Below are 15,133 nucleotides of genomic sequence, written 5' to 3'. Positions count from 1 at the left end.
ATATGTCAATGTCCGATAACCTTCCCGGCACCGAAGTGCTGCCGCCCTTGCAAGTGGCCGATGGCAACAGCCTGACCTGGGACGAACAATGCGATGTGCTGGTCGTCGGCTGGGGCGCAGCAGGTGCCTGCGGCGCGCTGGAAGCCCGGGCCCATGGCGCCGACGTGCTGATCGCCGACCGCTTCACCGGCGGCGGCGCCAGCGCCAAGAGTGGCGGAGTAGTGTACGCCGGTGGCGGCACGCGCCATCAGCAGGCAGCGGGTTTCAACGACAGCCCCGAAGCCATGTTCGATTACCTCAAACACGAAACCCGGGGCGTGGTCAGCGACGATACCCTGTGGCGCTTCTGTGCCGATAGCGTGAGCAACCTGCAGTGGCTGGAAAGCCACGGCGCGCCTTACGCCCACCAGATGCCACCGGGTGGGGGCAAGACCTCATATCCGCCCGACGGCTACTTCCTCTATTACTCGGGTAACGAACTGGTGCCTGACCACGGCGGTACCTTGCCGCCTGCACCACGAGGGCATCGCACCGTGGGCAAGGGACAGGGCGGCGCGGTGCTGTTTGCCCACCTCAAGGCAGCGTGCCTGAAGGCCGGAGCGAAGACGCTGTTGCAGGCGGCAGCGCGACGACTGGTGATCGACTCCCAGGGGCGGGTATTGGGTGCCGAGTTTTGGTGTATGCCCGAAGGTAGCAAGCAAGCGCAGTTGCATGCACGACTGGCCGCCCGTGCCGAACGATTGCAGAACTTCGCCCCTGGCTATTGCAACAATTTGCGCAAGAAGGTCTGCCAACTCGAACGGGATTTCGCTGAGCCACGTCGGGTGCGGGCGCGCCATGGGGTGATCCTGAGTACCGGTGGTTTCATCTTCAATCGCCAGTTGCTCGAACAGCACGCGCCGAAGTTTCGGCGCAATTTCAAGGTCGGTGCCACCGGTTGCGATGGCAGCGGGTTGCGCCTGGGCGCCAGTGTCGGCGGCCAGGGGGCGGGACTTGAGCGGGTATCGGCCTGGCGCTTCATCAACCCGCCGTACAGTTGGCACAAAGGCATTGTGGTCAATCGCGAGGGGCGGCGCTTCTGCAACGAAGAAGTCTACGGCGCCACCCTCGGTCAGCCGTTGATGGAGGAGCAGGGTGGCAAGGCTTGGCTGGTGCTGGATGCGCCGTTGCGCAAGAAGGCGATCCGCGAAGCGCTGTTCGGCGGCTACTGGTGGTTCCAGAGTTTTCCGGCCCTGGCGCTGATGCTGTTCAAAGTGCGCAAGGGCAAGAGCCTGAGTGAGTTGGCCGAATCGACGTGCATGGACCCCGCCGTATTGCGTGCCTCGGTGCTGGCTGCCAACGCCGCTGCCCGTGGTGAGGCACCAGAGCCGTTCGGCAAGTCCGAAGGCGGGCGCCAAGTATTGGAACAGGGGCCTTTCTATGCCTGCGATATCTCCGTGACCAACCCGGTATTCCCCCTGGGAGCCCTGACTCTTGGCGGTTTGCGCGTGGATGAACGCAGCGGTGCGGTGCTGGATCAGCAAGGCCAGGCGATCGCTGGTCTGTACGCGGCCGGGCGCAGCGCTCTGGGGATTCCTTCGCACCTGTACATCAGTGGCCTGTCCCTGGCCGACTGCGTGTTCTCCGGCCGTCGAGCCGGTGCCGCCGTCGCCCGCTCGCACAACCAGCAACCGCACACAACCCCCGCTTGGGAGGCAACATGATGAACCTCGATAAAACCAGCAAGAACGGACGGGTTAACGGTAAGGTCGCACTGGTCACCGGCGGCGCCAAGGGCATCGGCGCCGCCAGCGTGCGCCTGCTGGTGGCCGAGGGTGCCCAGGTGCTGATCAGCGACCTGGACGTCGAGGCAGGCCAGGCCCTGGCGGCTGAAACCGGGCCCGCGGCAGCCTTTATTCGCCACGACGTCAGCAGTGAAGAGCAGTGGCGCCAGGTTATCGACCATGTGCGCGAGTGCTACGGTCGCCTGGATATCCTGGTCAACAACGCCGGCATCCTGATCGCCGGCTCGATCGAAGAAACCAGTCTGGCTGATTGGCACAAGGTGATGCAGGTGAACGCCGACAGCGTGTTCCTGGGCTGCCGCGAAGGCATCGCGTTGATGAAGGACAGCGGTGGCTCGATCATCAACCTGTCGTCCATCGCAGCCCTGGCCGGGCGCGACGATTACCTCGCCTACAGCGCCTCCAAGGGCGCAGTGGCGGCGTTGTCGCGTTCGGTGGCGGTGATGTGCAGGCGGCGCAAGTACCGCATCCGTTGCAACACCCTGCACCCCGACGGCGTACTCACCGACATGACCCGCGGCGGCTTCCCCGAGGGTGTCGACCCTAACCGCCTGACCATCGACAGCGACCCGACGAACCGCATGTGCCGACCCGAGGATGTGGCGGCCAGCGTGTTGTTCCTGGCCAGCGACGAGGCCCGGGCGATCAATGGGGTCGAGTTGCGTATTGATAGTGGGCAGATGGTGATGAGTATCTAGCGGCTCCTGAAACCGTCTTCTGATGTTCACCCTGTAGGCGCAGCCTGCGGCAGCTCTACAGGGGATCGCAAGACCTGCAGAAATCCCTGTGGGAGCGAGCTCGGCAGACGAGCGTCTAGTACCCCTCGAACTGCGCGGTGCGTTTGTCGATAAACGCCTGCATACCTTCCTTCTGGTCTCGTGACGCGAACAGCAATGCATTGGCCTTGCGCTCCAGGGCCAGGCCGGCTTCGAGCGGGGCGTCCATGCCGGCCAGGATCACTTCCTTGATCTGCTCGGCGGCCAGCGCCGGCATCGCCGCGATGACGCGCGCCAGCTCAAGGGCGTGCGCCTGAACCTGGTCATCGTCCACCAGGTCGCTGACGAGGCCGGCGACCCAGGCCTCTTCGGCGCTGATCGGTTGCCCGGTGAGCGCCATGCGCATCGCTTTGACCTTGCCCACCGCCCGCACCAGCCGTTGGGTGCCGCCGATGCCGGGCATGATGCCGATGCGGATTTCCGGTTGGCAGAAGCGCGCGCTGCGCCCGGCAACGATCAGGTCGGCATGCATCGCCAGTTCGCAACCGCCGCCGTAGGCGTACCCGCAGACGGCCGCGATCACCGGTTTCGGACAGTGCTGGATCGGCCCCCAGACCCGTTCGGTGTGGCGCTTGTAGATATCGATGGCGCCGACACCGGCCATGCTGTTGATGTCCCCACCGGCGGCGAACACCTTGTCACCGCCCGTCAGCACGATGCAGCGCACTTCGGGATCAATCGCCAACTCACTGAAATGCTGCGATAGCAGCGCCTGCAGTTCCAGGCTCAAGGCATTGGTCGCCTGCGGGCGATTGAGCCGCAGCAGGGCCACGCCGGGCAGTGGGCGTTCGAGCAGAACCGGTGCAGCGGATGAGTCGGACATGGGCAACCTCAAAGACCAGACAAGGTGTGAATGGCCGCCAGTGTCCTGTTCGCGAGGTTGAATTTTCATCGTCCGTTCAGACGTAGTTTGCCCCGCGGTTCGTCCCTAGAGTGACCCTTGTCAGTAGAGAAAGGAGCACATGATGGAGCTGCATTCGGGTCTTGATTACAGCGGCAAGGTGGTGCTGGTCACCGGTGGCACCAAGGGCATCGGCGCCGGTATCGCACGGGGGTTCCTCGCCGCCAACGCGAGGGTGATCGTCTGTGCCCGGCGCGAGCCTGAGCAGGTGCCGACTCTGGGTGGCAAGCGTGCGAGCTTCATTGCCACCGACGTGCGCGACCACGATTCCCTGCAACGCCTGTTCGCCACGATCGAGCGCGACTTCGGGCGCCTCGACGTGGTGATCAACAACGCTGGCGGCAGCCCGTCCGCCGACGCAGCCACGGCCTCTGCGCGGTTTCACGAAAGTATCATCGGGCTGAATCTGATCGCGCCGCTCAACGTCGCCCAGCACGCCAACCGGCTGATGCAGGCACAGGCCCAAGGCGGTTGCATCGTCTTTATTGGCAGCATCAGCGCCCTGCGTTCCTCCCCAGGCACGGCCGCTTATGGCGCGGCCAAGGCCGGAGTGCTGGCGCTGGTGCAGTCGCTGGCGGTGGAGTGGGGGCCCAAGGTGCGGGTGGTCACGGTCAGCCCGGGGCTGGTGATGACCGAGCAGGCCCATCTGCACTACGGCTCCGAGGCCGGTATCGCCGCCGTCGCTGCCGGCATTCCAGCTGGCCGCATGGCCGTGGCCGAAGACATTGCCAACGCCTGCCTCTACATCGCATCGCCGCTGGCTGGCTACGCCAGCGGTTGCAACCTGTTGCTGCATGGCGGTGGTGAACGCCCGGCATTTCTCGGCGCCGCACAGGTGCTGCCCACCTGATCGACCTATTGCGGCGACCGGGTTCGGTGGCCGCCTTCAATGTGAAGGAGACGACTTTGGCTGATCCACAATTGCTATCCAATGTGCGCGCCCTGGTGGGGCGCCAGTACGGCCGCGTGTACGCCTGGGACGAGGTCAATGCCCCGATGATTCGCCAGTGGTGCGAAGTCATGGGCGTGGACAACCCGCTGTACACCGACGCGGAATTTGCCCTGGGCACCCGGCACGAGGGTCTGATCGCACCACCTGCGATGCTGCAGGTGTGGACCATGGAGGGCCTGCACGCCAACAACTATCCGCCTGGCTCCACCGACGAGAACCCGTACGAGGTGCTCAAGGAAATGGAAGCCTACGGTTATGCCTCCACCGTGGCGGTGAACTCCGAGCTGACCTTCACCCGTCCGCTGCGCATAGGCGAAAAGCTCTACTACACCACGCGCCTGGATTCGGTGGGCGATGAGAAAACCACCGCCTTGGGCACCGGCTTTTTCGTCACTCTGGTGATGAGCCACTTCGTCGAAAAAGCGGGCGGCGACGAGCCGGTGGGCGAGTTGCTTTTTCGCGTATTCAAGTTCCGTGCGGCCAATGCCCAGGCGCCAGCCAAGGCTGAGTCGGCACCGGTCAAGGCCAAGCGTCCGCTGCCGGGAATCAGTGATGACACCCGCTTCTTCTGGGAAGGTTGCGACAAGGGCCAGTTGCTGATTCAGCGATGCAGCGCCTGCCAGACCCTGCGCCATCCACCGGCGCCGGTGTGTATCGAATGCCACAGCTTCGACTGGGACACCCTGCAAGCCAGTGGCCGCGCCACCTTGTATTCGTTCGTGGTGATGCACTACCCCGAAGTGCCACCGTTCGATTACCCCAACCCGATCGGCCTGATCGAACTGGAAGAGGGCGTGCGCCTGATCGCAGGCCTGGTCGGGATCGAGCGTGAGCAGTTGCAGATCGGCCAGCATTTGCAGGTCGAGTTCCAGACCTTCGATGACCAGATGACCCTGCCGCTGTTCCGGCCGGTAGAGGCATAGGAGCCACCATGGATTTCGAATTGAGCGAAGACCAGCGCGCCATTGCGCAAATGGCCGATGGATTGTTTGTCGACCATTGCCATGACGACTACATGCGCCAGTGGGATACCAGCGGCGAACCGATGATGACGCCGCTGTGGGCACTGTGTATCGAGACGGGGCTGCATGCCCTGGCGATTCCCGAAGAACACGGTGGCAGCGGTCTGGGCATGACCGAACTGATGCTGGTGCTGCAAGCCCAGGGCAAGGCCCTGGCCCAGGTGCCGTTGTGGCGTCATCAATTGGCGGCCGCGACCCTGGCCCGTTTCGGTGCTGGCGACAGTGCAGGGTGGGTGGCCAAAGCGGCTTCCGGCGAGGCACTGCTGAGCCTGTCTGTCGATGGCTTGAGCAGTGCGCTGGGCATCGAGTTGAAAGCCCGTCCCTGTGCCGAGGGCTGGTCGATCAATGGCCGCGTCGCGGCCCTGGCGTTGGGCGACCAGTCCCGGGCCGCGCTGGTATTGGCAGAGGTCGACAGTCAGCCGCGCTTGCTGCTGCTCGACTTGTCGGCGCCCGAGGTAAAGCGCGTGTCGGCCGTACTGACCCACGGCGAGGCAGTGACCGACCTGCACATCCAGGGTTTAACCGCAGACGTCGCGGCACTGTTGCCGGCCGAGGCCGTCGCCTGGCTGGAACTGCGCAGCGTGGCGGCATTGGCAGCCTTGCAACTGGGCGTCAGCGAAGAGCAGATCCGCCGCACCGTGGCCTATGTCAGCGAGCGCCGGCAGTTCGAACGCGTCATCGGCAGCTTCCAGGCGGTGCAGATGACCATGGCCGATACCCATATCGCCGTCGAAGCCTTGCGCACCACGCTGTGGCAACTGGCCTACCGCATCGATGCTGGCTTGCCGGCACCCAGTGAAGCACTGGCCACGGCCTGGCTGGCCTGTGAAGCGGGGCACCGCATTGGCCATGTCGCACAGCACGTGCATGGCGGCATCGGAGTTGACCTGACGTATCCGATACACCGTTTTCTCTACTGGAGTCGCGGCCTGTCCCTTGCCCTGGGTGGCTCGGCGGCAAACCTCGAACGCCTGGGCGACTGGCTCAACGATAACGACAAGCTGGGATGGAAATATGACCTCGAAGAACACCAAGCGCTTTGAAGACGTGCGCCCCGGCGAAGCACTGCCGGAGCTTGCGGTGCCGATTACGGTGACCCTGATCAACGGTGGCGCGATTGCCACTCGTGATTACTTCCCCGGGCACCACGACGCCGAGGCGGCCCGTGCCCTGGGCTCGCCCCACGTGTTCATGAACATCCTCACCACCAACGGGCTGGTGCAGCGGTTTGTCGAGCAGTGGGCCGGACCGCTGGCGCAGTTCAGCGCGCTGAAAATCAAGCTCGGTGCGCCAAATTATCCCGGCGACTGCATGACCTTCAACGGCAGCGTCAGCGCGCTCGACGCCGATACCCGCACGGTGGAAATCACCTTGAGCGGCAAAAATTCCATGGGCAACCACGTGACCGGTACGGTCGCGTTGGTCCTGCCCTGACAGCCGGAGAAACACAGATGACTGATTCATCGATTTCCGGGCGTGCCGCGATCGTTGGTCTGGGCGCGACCGAATTTTCCAAGAACTCCGGACGCACCGAATTGCGCCTGGCCCTGGAGGCCACCTTGAGTGCGCTCAAGGATGCCGGCATTGATCCATCCGAGGTCGAGGGCTTTAGCTCTTACTCGGTGGACAAGGTCCCGGAGTACGAAATTGCCCGTTTGCTCGGTTGCAAAGACGTGAAGTTTTTCTCGCAAGTGCCCCACGGCGGCGGTGCGGCCTGTGGACCGGTGATGCACGCGGCCATGGCAGTAGCCACCGGGATGGCGAAAGTGGTGGTGGTCTATCGCGCCATGAATGAGCGTTCCTGGTATCGCTTCGGGACAGGTGCCTACGGTTTCGCTTCGACGCCGACCTTCGACAACGTCAACTACGGCTGGTACATGCCCCACGGTTTCCATACACCGGCGGCCTGGGTCGGGATGTTCGCCCAGCGTTACATGCACACCTATGGCGCCACCAGCGAAGACTTCGGCCGGGTGGCGGTGGCGGCTCGCGATTTTGCCGCAACCAATCCCCAGGCATTTTTCCACGGCAAGCCGATCACCCTGGAAGAACACCAGTCCTCGCGCTGGATCTGCGAACCGCTGCACCTGCTCGATTGCTGTCAGGAATCCGATGGCGCGGTGGCGATGGTCATTACCTCGGCCGAGCGTGCCCGTGACCTGCGGCAGAAACCGGTGACCATCAAGGCCGGATCCCAAGGCATCAGTCACGGCCAACAGAGCATGACCTCGTTCTACCGCGAAGACATCACCGGGCTGCCGGAAATGGGCGTGGTCGCCCGCGAACTGTATCGCCAGTCGGGCCTGGGGCCGGACGCGTTCCAGACCGCCGTGATCTACGACCACTTCACCCCGTTTGTATTGCCGCAACTGGAAGAGTTCGGCTTCGTCAAGCGCGGTGAAGCCAAGGAGTTCATCCGCGCAGGGCACCACGCCCGTGGCGGCAAACTGCCGATCAACACCCACGGTGGGCAACTGGGCGAAGCCTATATCCACGGTATGAACGGCATCGCCGAAGCGGTGCGCCAAGTGCGTGGCACGGCGGTCAACCAGGTGGCGGATGTGCAGAACGTGCTGGTTACCGCCGGCACCGGTGTACCCACCAGCGGCCTGATTCTCGGCGCAGCCTAAGGAGCAGCAGATGTTCGTCGACCTCACTCCCGAACAACATGCCCTGCGCCACAAGGTGCGGGACTATTTCCAGGCACTGATGACCCCGGACATGCGCGATCAGTTGCGCGGCAAGGAAGGCGGTGAGCTGTTTCGCCAGACCATCCGCCAGATGGGACGCGACGGCTGGCTCGCGGTTGGCTGGCCCAAGGCCCATGGCGGCCAGGGTTACGCGGCCACCGAGCAGTTGATCTTCTTCGAAGAAGCCAACATCGCCGGGGCACCACTGCCGTTCGTGACCATCAGCACCGTAGGCCCGGCGTTGATGGCCCACGGCAGCGAGCTGCAGAAAGAACGCTTTCTGCCTGGCATCGCCGCAGGCGAGATCATGTTTGCCATCGGCTACTCGGAGCCGGATGCCGGCAGTGACCTTGCGGTGTTGAAAACAAGCGCCCGCCAGGGCGACGAAGGCTTCCTGGTCAATGGCAACAAACTGTGGACCTCGGGCGCCGAATCGGCCGATTTCGTCTGGCTGGCGGCTCGTACTGATCCGACCCAGGCGCGGCACAAGGGTATCTCGCTGCTGATCGTCGATACCACGACGCCGGGCTTCTCCCACACCCTGATTCACACCGTCGGCAATCCGACGGCGGCCACTTACTACGACAACGTGCGGGTGCCCAACGAGATGCTGGTGGGTGAGTTGCACGGTGGCTGGAAGCTGATCACATCGCAACTGAACCACGAGCGCCTCGGTCTCGGCACCTGGTCGGACAAGGTCGTGGCGCTGTTTCGTCGGGTCTACCTGTGGGCGCGGGCCCGCGATGAACAAGGCCGCCGGGCGATGGATAAAGCCTGGGTGCGCAGCTCGCTGGCCGAGTGTTATGCACGCCTGGAAGCGATGCGCCTGATCAACATGCGCATCGCTGCCGATCTTGAGCTCGACCGCATGAGCGTCGCGCTGAGTTCGACCACCAAGGTATTCGGCTCGGAGTCGGCCATCGAGATCCTGCGCAAGCTGGCGGCAATCGTCGGTGCCAATGGTTCGATGCGCAGCGGTTCGGCGGCAACGCTGTTGCAGGGTGACCTGGAGTATGAACTGCGCTCTGCCACGACCCTGACCTTTGGTGGCGGCACCAATGAAATCCAGCGCGAACTGATCGCCCAGTTTGGCCTCGGCATGCCGCGTACTCAACGCTGACGCTGGTCCATCAACAACAAGAACCGTACTCGCCCCGGTACCGGGGCGGGTCGAAGGGGACTTTCATGAGCACTATCGAGCAATTTCGCCAGGACACCCGTGCCTGGCTGGAGGCCAACTGCCCGCTGTCGATGCGCAGCGGCATGGCTGAAGGCGATGTGGTGTGGGGCGGCCAGAACCCGCAATTTCCCAATGCGGATGCACGCCTGTGGTTCGAGCGCATGCGCGACAAGCGCTGGTTCTGCCCCGAGTGGCCCGAGGAATATGGGGGCGCCGGCTTGAGTGACGAACAACTGGCGGTGCTGGAAAGCGAGATGCGCCGCATCAAGTGTCGGCCACCGCAGATCAACCTCGGCATCTGGATGCTTGGGCCGGTGCTGCTGGCTTACGGCAGCGAACAGCAGAAACGTGATCTGTTGCCGCCGATTGCCCGCGGTGAAGTTCGCTGGTGCCAAGGCTTCTCCGAGCCGAACGCCGGTTCCGACCTGGCCAGCCTGAAAATGGCCGCACGTGATGCCGGCGATCATTTCGTGGTGGATGGCAGCAAGATCTGGACCTCCTACGGCGACAAATCCGACTGGATGTATGCCCTGGTGCGCACTGACTTCAGCGCGCCGAAACACGAAGGCATAAGCCTGATCGTGCTGGACATGCGCAGTCCCGGCGTCAAGCCGCAGCCGATCGATCTGATCAGCGGCAAATCGGCGTTTTGCCAGGTGTTCTTTGACAGCGTGAAAGTACCCAAGAACCAGTTGATCGGACCGTTGAACGGTGGCTGGAACCTGGCCAAGTACCTGTTGCAACACGAACGCAAGGCGATGTCGAAATTCGGCGAGTTCAGCCTGCCGTCGCACTTCGACCTGCTGGCGCTGATGCGCGAGTACGTGCCGACCCCCCAGACCCGGGGCGAACACGCCCTGCAGGCGCGGGCCACGGCGTGCGCGATGAACGAGCAAGCCTACAACCTGACCGTGCAACGCATGGGAGAAGAGGCGCGGGCCGGCGATGACATCGGCGGCCTGATGTCGATCATGAAGCTGGTGCATACCGAGCAGGAGCGCGACAAGTTCGAAGTGCTGCTCGATGCCATGGCCGGGCATGCTTTCGGTTGGGAGAGCGCGGCATTCAGCGAACAACAACTGGCGGTGACCCGTTCCTGGTTGAACAGCTATGCGCTGACCATTTCCGGCGGGTCCTCGGAAGTCCAGTTGAACGTCATCGCCAAGCGCGTGCTGGGCTTGCCAGACGCTAAAAAAGGAGTCACCCCATGAGCCTGCGTTACAACGATGAGCAGCGTTTGCTGGCCGACAGCGCCCGGGATTTTCTCGCCGCCCGCAGCCCGGTGAGTGCCCAGCGTCGGCTGCGCGATGAAGCGGTGGCCCCGGGCTTCGATGCGCAGTTGTGGCGGGACGCGGTCGATCTGGGCTGGAGTGCGATTCCGTTTCCCGAAGACTTCGGGGGCCTGGATTTCGGTTGCAAGGGCCTTGGGCCGATCTTTGAATCCATGGGCCGCAACCTGTCCGCCACGCCGCTGTTGTCCAGCGTGGTGCTGGGTGGTTCGCTGCTCCACCTGGCTGGCAACTCGGCGCAACAGACGCACTGGCTGCAAGCGGTGATCGGTGGTGAACAACGCCTGGCCCTGGCGGTGGACGAACAGTCGCGCCATGACCCGAGCCGCATTGCCCTTGTGGCCGAGGCCGAGGGGCAGGGCTATCGCTTGCACGGCGACAAGTTCTGGGTGGTCGACGGCCTCGGTGCCGATGCCTTTGTGGTAGCCGCGCGCACGTCCGGGCAACCGGGTGATACGCAAGGCATCAGTCTGTTCCTGGTACCGGCCGATACGCAGGGCCTGACGGTCAGCGCCTTGCCGCTGATCGATTCGCGCAACAGTGCACGCTTGCAACTGGACCAGGTGCAATTGGGCAACGAAGCGCTGCTTGGCACTCTGGGCGAGGGCTGGACCGCGCTGGAAACCGCACTGGACCGTGGTCGCACCTGCCTGGCGGCGGAGCTGTTGGGGATGGCGGAGCAACTGTTCGAAACCACTCTGGAGTACCTAAAGACCCGCGTGCAGTTCGACACGCCGATTGGCACCTTCCAGGTCCTGCAACATCGCGCCGCGCAAATGTACATCGACCTGGCGCTGAGTCGCAGCACCCTGATGGCCGCGCTGGCGACCCTGGATGACACCAGCATCGACGTCGCGGCACGCGGTCGAACGGTCAGCCTGGCGAAATGGAAAACCGGCGATACGGCAATCAAGGTGGCCAACGAAGCCGTGCAGATGCACGGCGGCATCGGCGTCACCGACGAGCTGGATGTCGGCCTGTACCTCAAGCGCGTGCGCGTGGCGCAGAGCTGCCTGGGTGACCGGGATTTCCATTGCGAACGCTATTCGGCCCACGCGTAAACCCTTGTGGGAACGGGCTTGCTCGCGAAAGCGGAGTGTCAGGCAACGAGGCTGTTGAATGTGCCGGCGCCTTCGCGAGCAAGCCCGCTCCCACAAGAATTTCTGGTGTACCCAGCATATGAGCACGACGCACCACCCTGTGGGAGCGGGCTTGCCCGCGATGGCGGAGTGTCAGGCGCCCACTCCCACAGGTCTTTCGCCCGTTCTGGAGAAAACAAAAATGAGCATTGAACGCTGGCACACCGCGTGGCGCGAACTGATCGCCCCCGGTGCGCCGTTTGAAGTGGTGACGCCCGATGACGGCGCTCCACGCTACTTTCGTCACGCCGCGCACGACTTGCTGCAAGTGTTCGACAACGGTCGGGTTCACGGTGACCGTGAATTCCTGGTCTGGCAGTCGCAGCGCCTGACCTTCAACCAGTTCTTCGATCGGGTCGACCGCCTGGCCGGGCAGATGGTCGACCGTTTTGTCCTGCAACCGGGCGAGCGGGTGGCGATCGCCATGCGTAACCAGCCGGCGTGGCTGGTGGCCTTCGCCGCGATCGTGCGCTGTGGCGCGGTGTGTGTGCCACTCAACAGTTGGGGCCTGCGCGACGAGTTGCAGTACGCGTTGCAGGACAGCGGTTCCCGCCTGCTGATCTGCGACGAAGCGCGCCTCGATACCCTGCGCGAGGATCTGGCCCGCGAGCAGCGAGCCACCATCGTCGTCGGGACCGAGGAATCCACCTTGCCCGAGAACTGCCTGCGTTTCGAGGACTTGATCAGCGCCCCGGCGCAACCTGTGCCCACGCTGGAAATCGATCCTGACGCACCGGCGCTGATCCTTTACACCTCGGGCACCACCAGCCGCGCCAAGGGCGCCGTGTCCAGTCACCGGGCTATCTGTCAGGCGCTGTTTGCCCTGGATTTCCAGGGCGCGTTTTGCGCCATGAGCTCGCCCGAGCGTATCGGCGTGGTGATCAATAGCGGCTATCCACCCACCACGCTGGCGGCCGTGCCGTTGTTCCATGTTAGCGGCTTGCATGCGCAGTTCCTGTCGGCATTACGCGGAGGTCGGCGCTTGATGCTGATGTACAAGTGGGATGTCGAACGTGCGATCGACCTCATTCGTGATGAGCGCTGTACCCAGTTCAACGGGGCACCGGTGATGATGCAGCAACTGCTTGCGTCACCACGCTTTGGCAGCGAGCACACCGCCAGCCTGTTCGGACTTGGGCTGGGTGGTGCAGCGTCGTCCGCCGGGGTGCTGGATGACATGCTCAAGCTCAAGCCCGACGTCATCGGCGGTGCCGGCTACGGCCTGACCGAAAGCAATGGCATCGGCGCGGCCATCGGCGGCGATCCGTTCGTGTACAAGCCGCAGACGGCGGGTTGGGCGCTGCCGATCGTCGATATTCGTATCGGTGACAGCCCTGACCAGCCACAGGCGGCGGGCACTCGCGGGGTGATCTGGCTGCGTTCCCCAACCTTGATGAGCGCCTACTGGAACCTGCCCGAAGCCACCGCGCAAAGCCTGCGCGACGGTTGGCTCGACACTGGCGACATCGGCTACCTCGACGAAGAGGGCTTTCTCAGTATCACCGGCCGGGTCAAGGAGTTGATCAACCGCGGTGGCGAGAAAATTTCAGCCGCAGAAATCGAAACTTGCGTGCTCGATATGCCCGGTGTCCTGGAAGCGGCAGCATTCGCCATTGTCGATCCGCTGCTGGGTGAGACGGTGGGGCTGGCCATTCACGGCCAGGCGTCAACTCTGCCCCAGCAAGCGCAAGTCTGCGCATTCATCGCCGAGCGCCTGGCTGCCTACAAAGTGCCGGCGCAGGTTTATCGGGTGCTTGAACCCTTGCCACGCAACGCCACCGGCAAGGTGCTCAAGGCAAAGCTGCAGGAAAAGTTGGGCGCATAACGTCGCCTTAGTCTTTCCGGACGATGTCGGGGCCGGCAGAACACGAACAATAGGTCCATCCACACAGCCTTATCAGCGAAGGAGGCATCACATGAAAATAACAAGAACAGGTCTCATGCTCGCGGTCGCAGTCACAGCCAATAGCGGGCTGACGGGTTATGCGCACGCCGCGGTATCACCTCAGGAAGCAGCCAGACTGGGCAAGGAGCTGACCTGTGTTGGCGCCGAGCAAGCCGGCAACGCCGAGGGCACCATTCCGCCGTATACCGGCAAATACCTGGGTGAAGTCCCAGGCTGGAATCATGTGAAGTTCTCCGGCGACCAGCCGGTGGACCCCTATGCGGCGGAGAAACCGATCCTGGTGATCACTGCGCAGAACATGAGCCAGTATGAGGCGCACCTTACCGAAGGCCAGAAGGCGCTGCTGAAGAAGTATCCGAGCAGCTACAAGATGAACATCTATCCCGGTCACCGGGATTTCCGCTATCCCGATTACGTCTGCCGCCGCGCGATGGACAACGCTCTGAATGCCAGGCTGGTCAATGACGGGGCGGGTTTCGAAGGTCTGGGCCAGATTCCGTTCCCGATTCCCAAGAACGGCATGGAACTGCTGTGGAACCACCAACTGCCGGCTCGTGCCTACACTGAGGAAAAGACCTCTGACCTGGCTTCGGTCCTGCCCAATGGCAGCATCGGCTGGGGCCGTGCCTATGCACGCAACCTGTCGCAGGCCAACTCGCCAACCGTCGAGCCCACCACGGACGGCAAGATCCAGGCCATGAGCAACAACATGACTCTCAAACCGGCCCGCGACAACGGCACTCTGAGCATTTCCCATGAACCTTACAACTTCGCCGTAGAGTCGCGTCAGGCGTGGTCTTACAGCCCGTCCACCCGACGTGTTCGGCAACTGCCGGGCTACGGTTACGATCAGCCGATGATCGGCACCAACGGCACCATGACCGTCGACGAGGACCGCTTGTTCAACGGCTCACCGGAACGCTTCAACTGGAAGCTGGTCGGCAAGCGCGAGATCTATAGCCCGGCCAACGCCTACAAGCCCAACGCCGGGACCGTCAAGCACGCCGACATGCTGACGCCCAACCATCCCAATCCGGATTTGATGCGTTATGAATTGCGTCGGGTATGGGTGTTGGAAGCCGACCTCAAGGAAGGCTATCGCCATGTCTATGGCAAGCGCGTGCTGTTCATCGACGAAGACACCTGGAACGCGGTCATGGCCGACAACTACGACGCCCGTGGACAGCTGTGGAAGCACGCCATGGTCAACTACTACTACCACCCGGATATGAGCGGCTGGCAGGCTGGTTCGCAGTTCTTTCTGGACTTGAACTCCGGCCAGTACACCGGCTACGGCATGACCAACGAGTCGAAGAAAGGCCCGATCCTCAACGAAGGCAAATTTACCCCGGACCAGTACACCGCGGACGCGGCGCGGGCTATCGGTAGATAAGACCCGGATCGTTGTAACGACTAAAAGCCCCATCGGTATCCGGTGGGGCTTTTTCGTCGTTTGGTGTCATGCTCCGATCCCTGTAAAAGCCTGAGACGGCG

The 15,133-nt window shown here is 63.2% G+C and carries 13 protein-coding genes; 12 read left to right on the top strand and 1 reads right to left on the bottom strand.

Annotated features, from left to right (window positions below; all coding sequences use genetic code 11):
• Positions 1-2 precede the first annotated feature (2 nt).
• Positions 3-1,703 carry an FAD-binding protein gene (locus tag KW839_RS17800; protein WP_218425059.1) on the top strand — a complete coding sequence of 567 codons (1,701 nt, stop codon included), beginning with the start codon at positions 3-5 and terminating at the stop codon, positions 1,701-1,703.
• The gene (locus KW839_RS17795; protein ID WP_371318084.1) at positions 1,703-2,482 is read left to right on the top strand and encodes an SDR family oxidoreductase; all 780 of its coding nucleotides are present in this window, start codon (positions 1,703-1,705) and stop codon (positions 2,480-2,482) included. Before KW839_RS17800 ends, KW839_RS17795 begins: the two co-directional genes overlap by 1 nt.
• A gap of 115 nt (positions 2,483-2,597) precedes the next feature.
• Here KW839_RS17795 and KW839_RS17790 read toward each other — a convergent pair whose 3' ends face one another.
• The gene (locus tag KW839_RS17790) at positions 2,598-3,383 is read right to left on the bottom strand and encodes an enoyl-CoA hydratase (RefSeq protein ID WP_060543436.1); all 786 of its coding nucleotides are present in this window, start codon (positions 3,381-3,383) and stop codon (positions 2,598-2,600) included.
• 142 nt (positions 3,384-3,525) lie between these two features.
• On the opposite strand from KW839_RS17790, the gene KW839_RS17785 reads away from it, so the two are divergent.
• From KW839_RS17785 to KW839_RS17740, 10 genes are all read left to right on the top strand, one after another.
• Positions 3,526-4,311 carry an SDR family oxidoreductase gene (locus KW839_RS17785; protein ID WP_218425057.1) on the top strand — a complete coding sequence of 262 codons (786 nt, stop codon included), beginning with the start codon at positions 3,526-3,528 and terminating at the stop codon, positions 4,309-4,311.
• Positions 4,312-4,367: 56 nt separating this feature from the next.
• The gene (locus KW839_RS17780) at positions 4,368-5,336 is read left to right on the top strand and encodes a bifunctional MaoC family dehydratase N-terminal/OB-fold nucleic acid binding domain-containing protein (RefSeq protein WP_060543438.1); all 969 of its coding nucleotides are present in this window, start codon (positions 4,368-4,370) and stop codon (positions 5,334-5,336) included.
• A gap of 8 nt (positions 5,337-5,344) precedes the next feature.
• Entirely contained in the window at positions 5,345-6,478 is a 1,134-nt protein-coding gene (locus tag KW839_RS17775; protein WP_218425056.1) for an acyl-CoA dehydrogenase family protein, read from the top strand.
• Complete coding sequence (locus KW839_RS17770; protein ID WP_060543440.1) at positions 6,450-6,869, top strand: MaoC family dehydratase; 420 nt, start codon at positions 6,450-6,452, stop codon at positions 6,867-6,869. Before KW839_RS17775 ends, KW839_RS17770 begins: the two co-directional genes overlap by 29 nt.
• A gap of 17 nt (positions 6,870-6,886) precedes the next feature.
• On the top strand, positions 6,887-8,065 hold the full coding sequence (locus KW839_RS17765) for a lipid-transfer protein (protein WP_218425055.1): 1,179 nt from the start codon (positions 6,887-6,889) through the stop codon (positions 8,063-8,065).
• A 10-nt stretch (positions 8,066-8,075) separates the two neighbouring features.
• A complete protein-coding gene (locus tag KW839_RS17760; RefSeq protein WP_218425054.1) occupies positions 8,076-9,245 on the top strand; it encodes an acyl-CoA dehydrogenase family protein in 1,170 nt (389 codons plus the stop codon).
• A gap of 65 nt (positions 9,246-9,310) precedes the next feature.
• Positions 9,311-10,516, top strand: coding sequence for an acyl-CoA dehydrogenase family protein (locus KW839_RS17755; protein WP_218425053.1), 1,206 nt, complete (start codon positions 9,311-9,313; stop codon positions 10,514-10,516).
• On the top strand, positions 10,513-11,655 hold the full coding sequence (locus KW839_RS17750) for an acyl-CoA dehydrogenase family protein (RefSeq protein ID WP_060543444.1): 1,143 nt from the start codon (positions 10,513-10,515) through the stop codon (positions 11,653-11,655). Before KW839_RS17755 ends, KW839_RS17750 begins: the two co-directional genes overlap by 4 nt.
• A 220-nt stretch (positions 11,656-11,875) precedes the next feature.
• Positions 11,876-13,558: a class I adenylate-forming enzyme family protein gene (locus KW839_RS17745; RefSeq protein ID WP_218425052.1), complete on the top strand. Its 1,683-nt coding sequence runs from the start codon at positions 11,876-11,878 to the stop codon at positions 13,556-13,558.
• 91 nt (positions 13,559-13,649) lie between these two features.
• Entirely contained in the window at positions 13,650-15,032 is a 1,383-nt protein-coding gene (locus KW839_RS17740) for a DUF1329 domain-containing protein (RefSeq protein ID WP_177336998.1), read from the top strand.
• The last annotated feature ends 101 nt before the right edge of the window (positions 15,033-15,133 follow it).

It is taken from the genome of Pseudomonas sp. PDM31, assembly GCF_019218965.1.
Taxonomy (GTDB): Bacteria; Pseudomonadota; Gammaproteobacteria; order Pseudomonadales; family Pseudomonadaceae; genus Aquipseudomonas.
Note: the sequence above shows the minus strand (reverse complement) of the source record. Positions and strands in the feature narration are given on the sequence as shown.

What these genes read in the sequence shown, in the direction of transcription:
- KW839_RS17795 (WP_371318084.1), top strand. Translation starts at nt 1,703, where the DNA reads ATGAACCTCGATAAAACCAGCAAGAACGGACGGGTTAACGGTAAGGTC.
- KW839_RS17800 (WP_218425059.1), top strand. Translation starts at nt 3, where the DNA reads ATGTCAATGTCCGATAACCTTCCCGGCACCGAAGTGCTGCCGCCCTTG.
- KW839_RS17760 (WP_218425054.1), top strand. Translation starts at nt 8,076, where the DNA reads ATGTTCGTCGACCTCACTCCCGAACAACATGCCCTGCGCCACAAGGTG.
- KW839_RS17785 (WP_218425057.1), top strand. Translation starts at nt 3,526, where the DNA reads ATGGAGCTGCATTCGGGTCTTGATTACAGCGGCAAGGTGGTGCTGGTC.
- KW839_RS17740 (WP_177336998.1), top strand. Translation starts at nt 13,650, where the DNA reads ATGAAAATAACAAGAACAGGTCTCATGCTCGCGGTCGCAGTCACAGCC.
- KW839_RS17770 (WP_060543440.1), top strand. Translation starts at nt 6,450, where the DNA reads ATGACCTCGAAGAACACCAAGCGCTTTGAAGACGTGCGCCCCGGCGAA.
- KW839_RS17775 (WP_218425056.1), top strand. Translation starts at nt 5,345, where the DNA reads ATGGATTTCGAATTGAGCGAAGACCAGCGCGCCATTGCGCAAATGGCC.
- KW839_RS17755 (WP_218425053.1), top strand. Translation starts at nt 9,311, where the DNA reads ATGAGCACTATCGAGCAATTTCGCCAGGACACCCGTGCCTGGCTGGAG.
- KW839_RS17750 (WP_060543444.1), top strand. Translation starts at nt 10,513, where the DNA reads ATGAGCCTGCGTTACAACGATGAGCAGCGTTTGCTGGCCGACAGCGCC.
- KW839_RS17765 (WP_218425055.1), top strand. Translation starts at nt 6,887, where the DNA reads ATGACTGATTCATCGATTTCCGGGCGTGCCGCGATCGTTGGTCTGGGC.
- KW839_RS17790 (WP_060543436.1), bottom strand. Translation starts at nt 3,383, where the DNA reads ATGTCCGACTCATCCGCTGCACCGGTTCTGCTCGAACGCCCACTGCCC.
- KW839_RS17745 (WP_218425052.1), top strand. Translation starts at nt 11,876, where the DNA reads ATGAGCATTGAACGCTGGCACACCGCGTGGCGCGAACTGATCGCCCCC.